At 54.7% G+C, this 14,658-nt stretch carries 12 protein-coding genes; 9 read left to right on the forward strand and 3 right to left on the reverse strand.

Features of this window, described 5'->3' with window-relative positions:
- Nucleotides 1-8 precede the first annotated feature (8 nt).
- Nucleotides 9-1,322: a CCA tRNA nucleotidyltransferase gene (cca, locus tag MCON_RS04965; protein WP_013718924.1), complete on the forward strand. Its 1,314-nt coding sequence runs from the start codon at nucleotides 9-11 to the stop codon at nucleotides 1,320-1,322.
- 25 nt (nucleotides 1,323-1,347) lie between these two features.
- On the opposite strand, the gene MCON_RS04970 is transcribed toward cca, so the two are convergent.
- Nucleotides 1,348-2,367 carry a histone deacetylase family protein gene (locus MCON_RS04970; RefSeq protein WP_013718925.1) on the reverse strand — a complete coding sequence of 340 codons (1,020 nt, stop codon included), beginning with the start codon at nucleotides 2,365-2,367 and terminating at the stop codon, nucleotides 1,348-1,350.
- Between the two features lie 672 nt (nucleotides 2,368-3,039).
- On the opposite strand from MCON_RS04970, the gene MCON_RS04975 reads away from it, so the two are divergent.
- From MCON_RS04975 to MCON_RS04985, 3 genes are all read left to right on the forward strand, one after another.
- Complete coding sequence (locus tag MCON_RS04975) at nucleotides 3,040-5,136, forward strand: S-layer protein domain-containing protein (RefSeq protein ID WP_013718926.1); 2,097 nt, start codon at nucleotides 3,040-3,042, stop codon at nucleotides 5,134-5,136.
- A 220-nt stretch (nucleotides 5,137-5,356) separates the two neighbouring features.
- Complete coding sequence (gene amrS / locus MCON_RS04980; RefSeq protein WP_048131917.1) at nucleotides 5,357-6,376, forward strand: AmmeMemoRadiSam system radical SAM enzyme; 1,020 nt, start codon at nucleotides 5,357-5,359, stop codon at nucleotides 6,374-6,376.
- 39 nt (nucleotides 6,377-6,415) lie between these two features.
- A complete protein-coding gene (locus tag MCON_RS04985; protein WP_013718928.1) occupies nucleotides 6,416-7,624 on the forward strand; it encodes a bifunctional 3,4-dihydroxy-2-butanone-4-phosphate synthase/GTP cyclohydrolase II in 1,209 nt (402 codons plus the stop codon).
- 512 nt (nucleotides 7,625-8,136) lie between these two features.
- Here MCON_RS04985 and MCON_RS04990 read toward each other — a convergent pair.
- Nucleotides 8,137-8,640: an Hsp20/alpha crystallin family protein gene (locus MCON_RS04990; RefSeq protein WP_202795830.1), complete on the reverse strand. Its 504-nt coding sequence runs from the start codon at nucleotides 8,638-8,640 to the stop codon at nucleotides 8,137-8,139.
- Between the two features lie 39 nt (nucleotides 8,641-8,679).
- Nucleotides 8,680-9,171, reverse strand: a complete 492-nt coding sequence (locus MCON_RS04995) for a DUF367 family protein (RefSeq protein WP_048131919.1) — start codon at nucleotides 9,169-9,171, stop codon at nucleotides 8,680-8,682.
- 75 nt (nucleotides 9,172-9,246) lie between these two features.
- On the opposite strand from MCON_RS04995, the gene MCON_RS05000 reads away from it, so the two are divergent.
- From MCON_RS05000 to MCON_RS05020, 5 genes are all read left to right on the forward strand, one after another.
- Nucleotides 9,247-11,823: a valine--tRNA ligase gene (locus tag MCON_RS05000; protein WP_013718931.1), complete on the forward strand. Its 2,577-nt coding sequence runs from the start codon at nucleotides 9,247-9,249 to the stop codon at nucleotides 11,821-11,823.
- On the forward strand, nucleotides 11,820-12,344 hold the full coding sequence (gene cyaB, locus MCON_RS05005; RefSeq protein ID WP_013718932.1) for a class IV adenylate cyclase: 525 nt from the start codon (nucleotides 11,820-11,822) through the stop codon (nucleotides 12,342-12,344). The genes MCON_RS05000 and cyaB overlap by 4 nt, the downstream gene beginning before the upstream one ends.
- 62 nt (nucleotides 12,345-12,406) lie before the next feature.
- On the forward strand, nucleotides 12,407-13,255 hold the full coding sequence (locus MCON_RS05010) for a presenilin family intramembrane aspartyl protease PSH (RefSeq protein WP_048132924.1): 849 nt from the start codon (nucleotides 12,407-12,409) through the stop codon (nucleotides 13,253-13,255).
- A gap of 76 nt (nucleotides 13,256-13,331) precedes the next feature.
- Nucleotides 13,332-13,529 carry a hypothetical protein gene (locus MCON_RS05015; RefSeq protein WP_013718934.1) on the forward strand — a complete coding sequence of 66 codons (198 nt, stop codon included), beginning with the start codon at nucleotides 13,332-13,334 and terminating at the stop codon, nucleotides 13,527-13,529.
- Nucleotides 13,526-14,647 (forward strand): acetoin utilization protein AcuC, encoded by a 1,122-nt coding sequence (locus MCON_RS05020; protein ID WP_013718935.1) that lies wholly within the window; start codon nucleotides 13,526-13,528, stop codon nucleotides 14,645-14,647. The genes MCON_RS05015 and MCON_RS05020 overlap by 4 nt, the downstream gene beginning before the upstream one ends.
- Nucleotides 14,648-14,658: the final 11 nt, after the last annotated feature.

A 14,658-nucleotide genomic window follows, 5' to 3' on the forward strand; every position in this document is an offset into this window, starting at 1 on the left:
GAGAATTGGTGCTGAGCCAGGTCCGGCCCAGCCCGAAAGAGAGAGAGAGGCTTCGTCTTATCTCCAGGGAGATCATAGCAAAAATCGAGCGTCTGGCAGAAGAGAGAGGCATGGTCCTCCAGGCCATGCTGGTGGGCTCGGCGGCCAGAGACACCTGGCTGGCCCAGGATCATGATCTGGACATTTTTTTGGGTGTGCCGGAGAATAGCGACCTGAGCGAAGCCATGGAACTGGCCAGGCTGGTTGCCCCGGAGCACGAGGAGAGGTACGCCGAGCATCCATATGTCCATGCTCGGGTGGATGGCTTCGAGGTGGATCTGGTTCCCTGCTATCTGGTCGATGATGCCAGCCGGCTGAAGTCCGCGGTGGACAGAACCCCATTTCATACCAGATATATCAAGGGCAAGATCGCCGGCCTGGAGGATGATGTCCTCCTTTTGAAGCAGTTTCTCAAGGGAATAGGGGTCTACGGCTCAGAATTGAAGACGGGCGGCTTTTCCGGCTACCTGGTGGAGCTGCTGGTGATACTCTATCGCTCTTTTCCCGATGTTCTCCGGGCCGCCTCTCACTGGAGGCCCGATACCGTCCTGGACCTGGAGGGAGAGGGAAAGAAGCTGCATGATGAGCCTCTGACGGTGGTGGATCCCGTGGACCCCAACCGGAACGTGGCCGCGGCGCTGACCCTGGACAAGATGCTCCTTTTCAGTGCCGCATCCCGCTCGTTTCTCGACCGGCCCAGCCTGGAGTTCTTCTTCCCCCGCGAAGATGAGCCTCTCTCCGATGAGGAGGCTCAAGCCAGGATGGATGCGCGAGGGACAATGCCCCTCATTCTCCAGTTTCAGGCCCCGGACGTGGTTGAGGATGTCCTCTACCCCCAGATGCGCAAAGCGGAAGAATCCATCAGGGCGCTCTTGACTCGAAAAGGCTTTTTAATACTGCGCAGCGATGTCCTCGCCTATCGCGACAGGGCGGTGATGCTCTTTGAGATGGAGGGCTGGGAGCTCTCAAGAGCATGCCGCCGAACGGGCCCGCCCGTCTGGGAGGCGGAGCATGTGGCCCGCTTCCTGGCCGTCCATCCCCATCCCCTATCAGGACCTTACATCAAGGAGGGCAGAGTGGTGGTGGAAGAATCCCGCAAACACAATTGCGCTCGGGATCTCCTGGCAGCAGAGCTGGAGGGGCTGTCACTGGGAAAGCACCTCTCCGAGGCCATTCGCAGAGGACACAAGATATACGCCGGTCAGGAGATCCTGGAGATCAGGGATCGAGAGTTCAGGATATTCCTGGCCCAATACCTCGATGCTCGGGCCCCCATATATTGAGGGCTTACAGGCTTTTTCGCCCAGGCTAAAAGCACTTCCAATAGGCCTTTTGGATGTTCTTTATCTCATCGATCCGCCTAGCGACCTTGGGGTCGAATCCGTGAATATCCGGAACATCCCCCTGAAAAGCCCTTATCTGGGCCACAATGGCCTCCGCCTGGGCGAAGAGGTTGTAGCCTCCCTCCAGGACGGCTGCCACCCTTCCGTTTGAGCAGATATCCGCAACCTCCTTAACCACTCCGGCGATGGCGGCAAATCCGCTGGCTGTCAGGCCCATCCCGCCCAGAGGATCATCCTTATGCGGATCCTGGCCTGCCGAGACCAGGACGATATCAGGAGAGAACTCGATGGCTATTGGCTTTAATATCTCCCGGTAGGCCATCAGATAGCCCTCGTCCCCGGTGCCCGAGGGCAGGGGCACATTCACATTAGTCCCCTCTGCGCCATCCTCCCCGACGTCGTTCATTCTGCCCGTGCCCGGATAGTGGGGAAACTGGTGGGTGGAGAAATACAGCACCGAACGATCGGAGTAGAATATGGCATTGGTCCCATTACCATGGTGAACATCCCAATCCACTATCAAAACCTTCTCGAGATCCCTGGACTGGGCATGTCTTGCCGCTATGGCCACATTATTGAAGACGCAAAAGCCCATGCCGCGATTGGGCATGGCATGGTGGCCGGGCGGCCTGACCAGGGCAAAAGCTCCCCTATGGCCTTCAATCACCGCATCCACGGCAGCAATGGCGCCACCCGCTGCCATGAGGGCGGCATCAAAAGAGTCTTTGGAGAGGATGGTATCGATATCGAGGTGGCCGCCTCCCCGCTCGCATATGGCCTTCACCTGATCGATATACCTCCGCCCGTGTATTGATTCGACCTGCTCGATCGTCGCGGGTTTCGGCGTGATGCACTCAATATCCAGTCCTTCGGATTCGATTCTATCCAAGATCGCCGTCAGGCGTTCCTTTCTCTCAGGATGTCCATCGGTATCGTGCAATAGATAGATGGGATGATAGACCAGGGCGAACTTCCCTTCACTCATATTTGCATATAATACCGCATCTCGTAAAACGATTTTCCCTTTAAAAATCAAAATTTTTTAATATTTTGGAAGATAATGTATTCAGAAAGAATACGAAGAGTATGATCAGTGTTTCCTCATTCGCATCAACCCGATTGCCTATACGATATACATCGATGCATAAAGGCCCGTTGTAGATGGCAAAAATCCTCTTGTTCGATCCTATCGATCAACTCTCTCCGGGGGTTGCTGCTGCCTCTTTGAGCTGATATCCTCAATCTGCTCCATTTCTCATTTTCTATCTTCTCTCATCCATTGCGGCCTTTCTCGTTTATCCAGATCAAAGAATAAGCTTTTAAACAAGGCAGATAATGCAGGCTTTGAGCCTAGCAAAGCTCTTTGGTCAACCTCTTAGCTCTGTGTGGGAAAGACCAGCACCAAGCTGCTATCATTGACCAAAAAAGATATAATAGGGAAATACTCTATCACTACCCTATAGTCCCTTATGGGATTAGGAGGGTGACGTAGCTATACACATGTCAGAGATGCGCCCGAAAGCAATGGCAATGCAGGAGATACCGTGCGCCATGCCTTTAGCGGGCGGTTTGAGATGTTATTCAGGCAATAGTTTTAAGAATAATCAGACTGTATGCTGCTAAAAGTGATCATGAAGGGTAAATAGGAGGTTAAAAGATGAAGAAATTGGCTGCAATTACATTTACATCGATGGTGCTATTACTGGCAACAGCGATGGCAGTAGGAGCGGCTGACAGTGTCGAGATTCGCGGGAAGGTCGCCACAGGGACCGACACCTGGACCGCGGACGACTTTGCCGGCTTCTACTACGATCTTGATGACGACATCAAGACCGAGGAACTGACAGCAACCGTGACCGAGGGCAATAAGCTCATGGAGCCTGATGGCGTCGTATACACCACCAAGGTCATGGCAGACGACTTCGACTATGAGGCCTGGGGATCCTACAATGTCATCGGCTTTATGGCCGACAAGTACTTTGCAGGATACATAGACACCCCAGATTCGGTTGAAGATGTACTCTTCGAGGAGTCCGACGACGAGAATGTTCTCTCCGATGAGCAGCTTCTCAAGATCCTGATGGACAACGACGATGAGAGAACGGTCACCTCCGGCACACCTCTGGCTATGGAAGAGGGCTATGAGCTGTCCATTGCAGCCATCGATATCGATGGTAACAAGGTCTATCTCGAGCTCTCCAAGGACGGAGCTGTTGTGGACAGCAAGGTCATCTCCCCATCCAAAGATGGCGCCACAATGAAGGACAAGACCTACTACTACAAGAAGGATATCGGCGACTCCAAGGATGTAGTCATCGTCGCTGCTCACTTCAAGAATGCCTTCCGTGGTGCCGAGCAGAACCTGGCAACCATAGATGGACTGTGGCAGCTCTCTGACAACCCAAGGGATGTCTCTGAGAACACCGAGTACGACAAGATGACCATCCAGACGGTCACCGCCGACAGCATCATGATGAACAATGAGGACAACGATATCACCCTTAGCAAGAACAAGGATATCACCCTCATGCCTGGCGTCTCCATCAGGACCGCTGATGCCGATGAGCTCAGATACTACCTCTACAAGGAGATCACCGAGCCAGGAACCTATGAGATCAGGGGCAATGTGGCCACTGATACCTTCACCTGGACTGCCGACAACTTCGCTGGATTCTACTACGATATCGATGACAACATCAAGACCGAAGAACTGGTCGCAACCATATCCGAGGGCAATAAGCTCCTTGAGCCTGATGGCGTAGTATATACCACCAAGGTCATGGCAGACGACTTCGAATATGAGCCATGGGGATCCTACAACGTCATTGGCTTCATGGCCGAGAAGTACTTTGCCGGATACATAGACACCCCAGATACCACTGATGATGTCCTCTTCGAGGAGTCCGACGACGAGAATGTTCTCTCCGATGAGCAGCTTCTCAAGATCCTGATGGACAACGACGATGAGAGAACGGTCACCTCCGGCACACCTCTGGCTATGGAAGAGGGCTATGAGCTGTCCATTGCAGCCATCGATATCGATGGTAACAAGGTCTATCTCGAGCTCTCCAAGGACGGAGCTGTTGTGGACAGCAAGGTCATCTCCCCATCCAAAGATGGCGCCACAATGAAGGACAAGACCTACTACTACAAGAAGGATATCGGCGACTCCAAGGATGTAGTCATCGTCGCTGCTCACTTCAAGAATGCCTTCCGTGGTGCCGAGCAGAACCTGGCAACCATAGATGGACTGTGGCAGCTCTCTGACAACCCAAGGGATGTCTCTGAGAACACCGAGTACGATAAGATGACCATCCAGACGGTCACCGCCGACTCCATCACCATGGATATTGAGGATAACGATATCACCCTCAGCAAGAACAAGGATATCAGCCTCATGCCTGGCGTCTCCATCAAGACCGCCGATGCCGATGAGCTCAGATACTACATCTACAAGGAAGCAACCATCGAGGGAGAGGAAGAAGTAGCAGAGGAGGAGACCGCTGTAGTCACTCCTGTCAATGATACCGAGAAGGTTGTAGAAGAGGCTAAGGAAGCCGTCGAGGAAGCCAACAAGACGGTAGAGGAAGCTGAGGAAGTAGTTGAAGAGGCCAAAGAAGAGGTAGCTGAAGCTGAAGCCCATGCTGAGGAAGCTGCAGAGGCAACCGCTAACCAGACACCTGGATTTGGCAGCATCTTCGCCCTGACTGGCCTTCTGGCAGTCGCTTACCTCGTCCTGAGCAGGAGAGACTGAAAGATCAAATAGCTGGAGGAGCTGGGCTTCTCCAGAACTATCTCTTTTTTTTATTTTCATTTAATTCATATCATCACTATTGCGTTTGGTTTTTCTGTGGGGTAAGGCCCTAACCATCTGCCAATAATTTGAGCTCCCCAAAAAAGATGGCCTCGACGGGACGAATAAGTATTACATCTCGTATTCACATATATTGGGGCAGAATAGGTGGTGATTGTCCATGCAGAGCACTCAAGAAGCCCAATTCTGGAGAAGGCCGGATCAGGAGTCGGAGGACGTGAACTGCAGCCTCTGCTATCAGAACTGCCGCATCCGTCCCGGCAAGAGAGGAATATGCGCGGTGCGTGAGAATCAAGGTGGAATGCTAATGACGCTGGTCTATGGAAACCTCATTGCTGCCAATGAGGACCCCATTGAAAAGAAGCCATTCTTTCATTTCCTTCCCGGCAGCCTGGCCTACTCCATAGCCACTGTGGGCTGCAACTTCCGCTGTCTGCACTGCCAGAACGCAGATATCTCCCAGCTTCCTCATGAGACCGGCAAACTGCCGGGCAATTACGTTCCCCCTGAGGATGTGGTAGCGGGGGCAGTCTCCAGGGGTTGCCAGTCCGTTGCTTATACCTATACCGAGCCCACGATTTTCTTTGAGTACGCCTATGATGTGGCCAGACTGGCTCGAGCTTCCAAACTGCGCAATGTCTTTGTAAGCAACGGCTACATTGGCCAGGATGCGGCGGATAAGATCATTCCCCTCCTGGATGGCATCAACATCGACCTGAAAGGAGATGATGAGTTCTACCGCAAGGTGTGCAAGGCAAAGCTCGATCCGGTAAAGAGCAACATCGAGAAGTTCTGGCGGGCAGGAGTCTGGGTGGAGGTCACAACCCTGGTCATCCCAGGCTATAATGATTCAGTTGAGGTGCTGACCGATATGGCAGGGTTCCTGGCCGGGATCAGCCGGGATATGCCCTGGCATGTATCCGCCTTCTACCCCACCTACAAGCTGCTGGATGCACCGCCCACCGGAATAAAATCGATAAAAAGAGCCCTTAACATCGGACGGGAGGCGGGATTGAAGTACGTTTATGCCGGAAACATCATCGGAGAGAGCGAGAGCACCATATGTCCGGATTGCGGCTTCGTCCTAATCGAACGCCGCGGATACAGGGTCATGAAAAACACGGTGACCGAAGGGCGCTGCCCCAACTGCAAAGCTGCGGTGGCAGGAGTCTGGTCCTGACAAAATCTTAATATCTGACCCGCTCCGACTCTGCTCCATATGCCATTTTGCACTGTAGAGGAGGCGATCTCCGATATCCGCGCCGGTCGCTTCATAATAATATTGGACGACGAGAACCGGGAGAACGAGGGGGACCTGATGATGGCAGCGGAGAATGTGACCCCGGAGGCCATCAATTTCATGGCCCGCTTTGGCCGGGGTCTGATATGCATGCCGATGACCGCCGAGCGCCTTCGCGAGCTGGACATTCCCCTGATGACCAGCCAGAACACCGAGTCCATGGGCACCGCGTTTACCGTTTCGGTGGATGCCAGAATCAATACCACCACCGGCATTTCCGCATTCGACCGGGCGACGACCGTTCATGCCCTGATCGATCCTGTGACCAGACGAAACGATATTGTCACCCCCGGCCATCTGTTCCCCCTGCAGGCCAAAGAGGGGGGAGTTCTGCGGCGGACGGGGCATACGGAGGCCTGCGTCGATCTGGCCCGGCTGGCAGGGCTCCAGCCCGCTGGGGTGATTGTGGAGATCATGAACGATGACGGCACCATGGCCCGGCTCCCACAGCTCGAGCGCTTCGCCCAGGAGCACGGCCTGAAGATGCTGACCATCGAGAGCCTGATCCGCTACAGGATGCAATATGAGAAGCTCGTCTGCAGGATCTCCGAGGTGAGCATGCCCACGGAGTACGGCCTCTTCACCGCCATTGGCTATGAGTCCGTCCTGGACGGACAATGCCATATCGCTCTGGTAGCAGGAGACCCCACCTGCCCTGATGCCCTGGTCCGGGTCCACTCCGAATGCCTCACTGGCGATGTCTTCTCCTCAAAAAGATGCGACTGCGGCGAGCAGCTCCGCCGGGCTCTGCAGCTCATAAGCAAGAACGGCAATGGCGTCCTTCTCTATATGCGCCAAGAGGGAAGGGGCATAGGTCTCGCCAATAAACTGAGAGCATATGCCCTCCAAGATGGCGGATCGGATACGGTAGAGGCGAATCACCGGCTGGGCTACCCGGCAGACCTCAGGGACTATGGAATCGGCGCTCAGATCCTGGTTGATCTGGGAATAAAGCAGATTCGCCTTCTGACCAACAACCCGCGCAAGGTGATAGGGCTTGAGGGCTACGGCCTGGAGATCGCAGAGCGAGTACCTTTAGAGGTTGAGCCCAATAACATCAACCGCCGGTACCTGGAGACCAAGAGAGACAAGATGCACCACCTTCTTCTCCAGAATGAGGGGCAGTAAAAAAGAAAGGCTCTTCGCTGAATTATGTGGGTCAGGCACTGCAGTGGTTTTAGTCTCTGTTCCTCTGCGCCTCTGTGGTTGGGTCAGGATCGCGGTTCACCACAGAAGGCGCAAAAGACACAGAGAATTTGTGATTCAAGTCTATCCGTGCTAAATAGCGAGGAGCCTGGTTATACTCGTCGTAGATAGGTTTGATTGGATTACAGATAACGGATTTTAACCACAAAGAGCACAAAGATCACAAAGGCCTCGCAAAGGTTAATCCAGTTCTTGATAGCCCAATAATCATTTGGTGCGGTCTTTGTGTGCTTTGTGGTTTATGGCTCTTCGCTGAATTATGTGGGTCGGGCCCGGCAGTGGTTATAGTCTCTGTTCCTCTGCGCCTCTGTGGTTGGGTCAGGATCGCGGTTCACCCCAGCTGCAAAAGGATACAGAGAACTCCTGATTCAAGTTCGCCCATACCGAATGGCGAGGAGCCAAAAGAAAAATAGCTGATATGGGGTTATCTGTCCTCAATCGATGGCTATTCGCTTGCGGGTGAGCACAGAGACCTTGGGGAGGGTTATCTGCAGAACGCCGTTCGTAAGAGTCGCCCGCGCCTCCTCTGTCTTTATGCTTTCCGGCAGGAGCACCCTTCGCTCGAACCGGGTGTAGGTCCTCTCCCGGCGGTGGTAGTCCTGCTCGTTTACCTCAGCCTCACTCTTTCTCTGGGCGGAGATCTGCAGCTCATCCTCCACCACTGAGATGTTGATATCCTGCTTTTCCACACCGGGCATATCCATGGTCACAACCAACGCCTCTTCAGTCTCATGAACATCAGCCAGGGGCCTTATCACCCCTTTCTTCAGGTTCGGGCCCTCTACCTCCTCCATAAGGTCGCCCATGCGCTTTTGCATCCTCCCGAGCTCATCGATATACTTGGATCCGAGTGCATCCAGGCCCAGCTCATCCATCAATTTATTCATCCTGAACTGCAGCTTGCGCAATTCTTCTGCCGGAATCAATCCTGCGGTCATCCTCAACACCATAATGTTATGGGCCTTTGGCGCTTAAATCTATTCCGACATATATTCATTCTGAATCCTGACCACCTCAGCTGAATCCCTGGCAGCGGCGTACTCACTGAGGGGCTCGCGGTTCAGCTCCAAAAATACGTGCCCCCAGTTGAACTTGGAGAGGATCAGCTCTGCCTGGCTTTTCTCTCCCAGTATTACCAGTCCTGCAGCCAGGGCTTCGACGGTGGAGAGCTTGAAGGGCTTTCCCCAGTTCACCGGGTTGGCAGCCACTAGAAAAGGCAGAGCCCTCTCCTGCAGCCTGAACCGGGCGAAGACCTCCTCAGCATGCGCCCAGCTGCAGTCGAGGGCTGCCAGCCCGCGGGCCCCTTTATCCTCCGGGGATAAGGCCTTTTCCGAGAACGGGCTGAGGACAATGTACGGCCGGAGCTGGCTTATATGGTGGGTCAGCCGGACAAGATTGAAGCGGGCAAGCTTCTTTCCTGAACACTTCCGCGGGTCGCACTGATTGGCATGATAGATCACAAGTTCCATTCATGGAGGGTACTACCGATAATCCTATTAACATTGTGTTCCTTCCCCTAGCAGCCAATAGCAGGGAGCCATTTAATGAGCGAGCTGTCCAAAGAGTACAATTTCAAGCAGGTAGAAGAGAAATGGGAGCGGAGCTGGGATAGTTCCATTTACTATTTTGACTGGGAGTCGAAGAAGCCCCAATATATAATCGACACACCCCCGCCCTATCCCACGGGAAACTTCCATATCGGCAACGCTCTAAACTGGTGCTACATTGATTTCGCCGCCCGGTACAAGCGCATGCGGGGCTACAATGTGATGTTCCCCCAGGGCTGGGACTGCCACGGCCTGCCCACCGAGGTGAAGGTGGAGCAGCTAAACCATATCACCAAGAACCAGGTTCCCAGGGAGGAGTTCAGACGGCTCTGCGAAAAACTTACTGAGGAGGCAATAGATCGTTTCCATAAGTCCATGGGCCGGCTGGGCCTGTCCATAGATTGGTCCAATGAATATGCCACCATGAAGCCGGAGTATTATGTCAAGACCCAGACTTCATTTGTGCGCATGTACCAGAAAGGCCAGATCTACCGAGAGGACCACCCGGTAAACTGGTGTCCCCGCTGCGGAACGGCCATAGCCCTGGCCGAGGTGGAGTACGACTCCCGCACCTCGACACTGAATTATATGCACTTTTGCGCCGAGGACGGCGAGATAGAGATCGCCACCTCCCGGCCTGAGCTCCTGGCCGCCTGTGTGGCGGTGGCGGTTCATCCTGAGGACCAGCGCTATCAGAAATACATCGGCAGGACGGTCAAAGTGCCGATATTCAACTATTCCGTTCCCGTTCTTGCCGACCCGGCGGTGGACTCGAGCTTCGGCTCGGGGTTCGTCATGATCTGCACCTTCGGGGATAAGCAGGATGTCAGATGGTGGATGGAGCATCATCTTCCCCTCCGCCAGGCCATAGACCGCGGCGGCAGGATGATGCCTATTGCTGGCCCTTACTCCGGCCTAACCGTAGAGGAGACGAAAGAGAAGATCACCCAGGATCTGACCGAGCAGGGGATAATCTTCAAGCAAGAGCCTCTGGAGCAGAACGTAGGGCTCTGCTGGCGGTGCAAGACCCCCATTGAGATCCTGTCCGAGCAGCAGTGGTTTGTCCGAATCGATGCCCTGGAGATAAAAAAGATGGCCGAGGAGATAGAATGGATCCCCGCCCACATGCGCGTCCGCCTGGAGAACTGGGCCGACTCCATGGAATGGGACTGGTGCATATCCAGGCAGAGGATCTTTGCCACCCCCATACCCGCCTGGTACTGCAAAAACTGCCATGAAGCACTGGTGGCAGAGGAGAGCTGGCTTCCCCTGGACCCCAACCTGACCCAGCCCAAAAAGAAATGCAAATGCGGCAGCTCGGAATTCATTCCGGAGCAGGATGTTCTGGACACCTGGATGGACAGCTCCATATCCGCCCTAGCCGTCGCCGGCTGGCCGGACAGGACCGATCTGCGTATGCCCACCCAGCTCCGGCCACAGGGGCACGACATCATTCGCACCTGGGCCTTTTACACCATTCTCAGGACCAGAGCCCTGGAAGGGATCAGGCCCTGGGATGCCATTCTGATCAATGGCATGGCGTTGGGCGAGGACGGCCATAAGATGTCCAAATCCCTGAACAACTTCATCCGCCCGGAGGAGGTATTCGAGAGCAACGGAGCTGATGCCCTCCGCCAGTGGGCGGCTATCGGCGGCAGCCCGGGAAATGACATACCATTCCAGTGGAAGGAGATAACTGCCGCCAGCAGATTCCAGCAGAAGCTCTGGTCCATATTCCGGTTCTCTCTGCCCCTGATCGCCCCGTATGATGCCGATTCTGGGCAGGTCGACCGCTGGCTCTCTGCAGAGCTGGATCTGCTGATCACTAAGACCACGGAGGCCATGGACAGATTCCAGTTCGATGAGGCCTTGAAGGCCATCCGGGCTTTCGCCTGGGATGTTCTGGCCGACAACTACATCGAGCTGGTCAAGGCCCGGCTGTACGGCCAGGACGGGCCGGAGAAGAGGGCAGCGCAGGGCACCCTTTTCACCGCCCTGGAGACTCTTGCCCGACTCATGGCTCCATTCACCCCCTTCCTCTCCGAGGAGATCTACCACACCCTAACTGGCCAGAGCGTTCATGTGCAAAGCTGGCCCGTGGCCCAGGGGCAGCCGATGGATAGGGCTGGCCTGGCGATAAAAGAGGTAGCTTCAACTCTGCGCCGCTATAAGGCGGAGAAGGGAGTGGCCCTCAACTCCCCTCTTCCGGGAATCGTGGTATACTCCGACCTCGACCTGGAGACAGCAGACCTGGCCGGTGTGGCCAACTCCCCGGTGGAGAGCAGAACAGGAAAGCCCTCGCTGGAGATGAAGCCCATAGCGGTCAAACCGCAAATGAAGGTCATCGGCCCTCGATTCAGGGATAGGAGCCAGCGGATCATTATGGCCCTGATGGGCATGGACCCGGCTGATATCGCTCGCCAGAAGGAGGCAGGCTCGATTGCAGTCGATCTGGATGGCGAGATCCTCGAGCTTCCGCCCGAGGCGGCGGAGGTGGAGATCCAGACTCTCTCTGCTGGCGAGGCGGTGGATATACTGAAGACGAAAGAGGCCACGGTGCTGGTCCGAAGATGATCGAGGTGGAGGTCAAAGCCCGGGCCAGGGAGGACACAAAAGAGAGAATAGCCGCCCTGGGCGCCACCTCCATCGGGGTGGAGAATCATCTGGACCTTTATTTCAATTCGCCATTAAGGGACTTCAAGAAGAGCGACGAGGCCCTGCGCATTCGCATTAAGGAGGATGGGGCCCGGCTCACCTATAAGGGGCCCAAGCTCGACCAGCAGACCAAGTCTCGCCGGGAGCTGACGATAAGGATCGATGACCCCACCCAGATGAGGGATATCCTATCCCTTTTGGGTTTTGTTTTATCGGCAGAGGTTCGCAAAAGGAGGACGAAGTATTCCTATCAGGGAATGGTCATCGCTCTGGACGAGGTGGAGGGGCTTGGCACCTTTTTGGAGGTGGAGGCTCAGGCGGAAGCGAACTGGGAGAACGAAAAGGATCGGGTCCTCTCCGTGTTGAAGCGGCTGGAATTGGAGGACACCATCCGCCGCTCATACATAGAATTGCTAGAGGAGAAGAGGGCAGATCTATAGACCGATGACGATATAATGGAAATGATATCTTGTCCATAAGCTCGAAATTCCATGTGCTGGTCATGCTCTCGTTCCTGGTAGCGGTGCAGTTGATAGCCCTGGCCATAACTCCGGCCATATCCGCCACAGACAATCGGGTATTCGAGGATCCGGCATCGATCTCCAATCCCATAATCTATATGCTGCTCATCCTCATATTCACCGCCATTCTCCTTTTGGCCATAAAACTGAAGGGAGATTGGCTGGTGAGAGGATTCATACAGATCTCCATTGCCCTCACCATCTTCTATGTGATCTCCGCCATCATGCCCATGTGGCTTGCCCTCCTGCCAACTTTGGCGGTGATGCTGCTCTTGCACTACTACCCGGAATGGTATATTCTGGATGCATTTGGAATCCTGGTGTGCGCAGGAGTTACCTCCCTCCTGGGAGTGAGCATGACCGTGATGCCGGTTATCATCCTTATGGTGATCCTGGCGGTCTACGATGCCATCTCCGTCTATAAAACCCGCCACATGGTCGCTTTGGCAGAGGGCGCAATAAAGATGAAGGCACCACTGCTTTTTGTAGTCCCCAAGAGCAGGGACTACAGCTTTAGGCGAAAAGATGCAGTCTCGATCTCAATGGGAAACGACAAGAAGAAGGGGGATCGTGGAGCCTATTTCCTGGGCATGGGCGATGCCATCATACCATCCATCCTGGTGATATCTGCGAGCTGGTCATATCCACCAGGTGATATCCTCGGCCTGAACCTTCCTGCTCTTGGAGCCATGCTCGGAACCTATGCCGGCTTTATCCTTCTGATGACTACATCGAGGGACCGACCTCAGGCTGGCCTTCCCTTCCTGAACTCGGGATCCATCCTCGGATTTCTCGCCGGCTGTCTTGCCGCAGGCATCCAGCCCTTCTAGCCCGGCACGGTATAGTTCTGGCACCGACAGCTTTTTGCCTTATCCCGCGACACTCTGCCTCAAAGAGGAATATCAGATGGCTGATGAAGACCACGCAGTCCTGGAACACTTCATACCATTCTGCCCCAAATGCGGCAACGAGTGCGAGCATAAAGACCTCCGGCGGGCACTGGACGCAGATGAATGGAAGAAGATTGTGATCGAGACGATCTATTACTGCAAGAACTGTGATAACTACTGGAGCGACGGCCTGATAGAGAAAGGCTATAAATGATCTACCTTTATTACAGCGAGAAATTTCAAGGGTATAACTTCGGTCCGGAGCATCCCTTCAATCCCGCTCGCCTGATGCTCACCTTTAGCCTCATGGAGGAGTCTGGTCTAATAGACGAGAAGGTATGCAGGCTTGAGCCCCGCCCAGCTAGCGAAGAGGATATTCTCCGAGTGCACACCCCTGAGTACCTGGCGGCGGTGAAGCTGGAGGAGCCGGATCTGGCCTTTGGCCTGGGGAGCGACGACACCCCGGTCTTCGCGGGCATATGTGAGTCATCCAGAATGCTGGCAGGGGCCTCTATCGATGCCGCCCGCCGCATAATAGCTGAGGACTGCAGCGCTTTTAACATCGGCGGAGGACTGCATCATGCCCTGCCCACAGTCGCCTCCGGGTTTTGTGTCTTTGATGATCCAGCCCTGGCCATCCGGGTTTTAAGAGATGGATTTGATCGGGTGCTGTATATCGACATCGATGGCCATCACGGCGATGGGGTACAGCAGATATTCTATACTGATCCCACTGTTTTGACCATCTCCATGCATGAATCCGGATTGTACCTCTTTCCAGGCACGGGATTCATAGAGGAGACGGGAGATGGTGAGGGAAAAGGATACAGCGTGAACATCCCCATGCCCATGTACTCCGGAGACGAGCAATACCTCAGGGCCTTCGATCAGATCGTTCCAATCCTTTTTGAATGGTTCCGGCCCCAGGCAGTGGTAGCCCAGCTGGGGATAGACACCCACTATTCCGATCCCCTCACCAGCCTTAACGTGACACTTAACGGCTATACCGGCCTCGTCCGCCGGATAGTGGATCTGGCCCGCCAGCATTCAGGGTCCCGGCTGCTGGCCCTGGGCGGAGGGGGCTATAATATGGAGGTGGTGCCCACCGCCTGGACCAGTGTCCTTCATATCATGAGAGGCGAGCCGCTGCCTGAGTATCTGCCCCCTTACTGGGTAGAGCTTTTCATGAACCTCACCGGGCATGAGCCCCTCTCTAATCCGGATATAGAGATGAGGGTCGGCACGAATACCGAGAACAGGATCAATAAAGAGCTCTCTGGGACTCTTCAGGGCCTGAAGGAAAAGATGAATGAGGTTCACGGCCTCTTTTAGATCGTCTTCGA

Source organism: Methanothrix soehngenii GP6, from assembly GCF_000204415.1.
Classification (GTDB): domain Archaea; phylum Halobacteriota; class Methanosarcinia; order Methanotrichales; family Methanotrichaceae; genus Methanothrix; species Methanothrix soehngenii.

Excerpts from the sequence above, each read along its gene's own strand:
- MCON_RS04990 (WP_202795830.1), bottom strand. The coding sequence starts at position 8,640 with ATGACCGCAGGATTGATTCCGGCAGAAGAATTGCGCAAGCTGCAGTTC.
- MCON_RS05020 (WP_013718935.1), top strand. The coding sequence starts at position 13,526 with ATGATCTACCTTTATTACAGCGAGAAATTTCAAGGGTATAACTTCGGT.
- MCON_RS04975 (WP_013718926.1), top strand. The coding sequence starts at position 3,040 with ATGAAGAAATTGGCTGCAATTACATTTACATCGATGGTGCTATTACTG.
- MCON_RS05000 (WP_013718931.1), top strand. The coding sequence starts at position 9,247 with ATGAGCGAGCTGTCCAAAGAGTACAATTTCAAGCAGGTAGAAGAGAAA.
- MCON_RS04985 (WP_013718928.1), top strand. The coding sequence starts at position 6,416 with ATGCCATTTTGCACTGTAGAGGAGGCGATCTCCGATATCCGCGCCGGT.
- MCON_RS05010 (WP_048132924.1), top strand. The coding sequence starts at position 12,407 with ATGCTCTCGTTCCTGGTAGCGGTGCAGTTGATAGCCCTGGCCATAACT.
- MCON_RS04995 (WP_048131919.1), bottom strand. The coding sequence starts at position 9,171 with ATGGAACTTGTGATCTATCATGCCAATCAGTGCGACCCGCGGAAGTGT.
- amrS (WP_048131917.1), top strand. The coding sequence starts at position 5,357 with ATGCAGAGCACTCAAGAAGCCCAATTCTGGAGAAGGCCGGATCAGGAG.
- MCON_RS05015 (WP_013718934.1), top strand. The coding sequence starts at position 13,332 with ATGGCTGATGAAGACCACGCAGTCCTGGAACACTTCATACCATTCTGC.
- cyaB (WP_013718932.1), top strand. The coding sequence starts at position 11,820 with ATGATCGAGGTGGAGGTCAAAGCCCGGGCCAGGGAGGACACAAAAGAG.
- MCON_RS04970 (WP_013718925.1), bottom strand. The coding sequence starts at position 2,367 with ATGAGTGAAGGGAAGTTCGCCCTGGTCTATCATCCCATCTATCTATTG.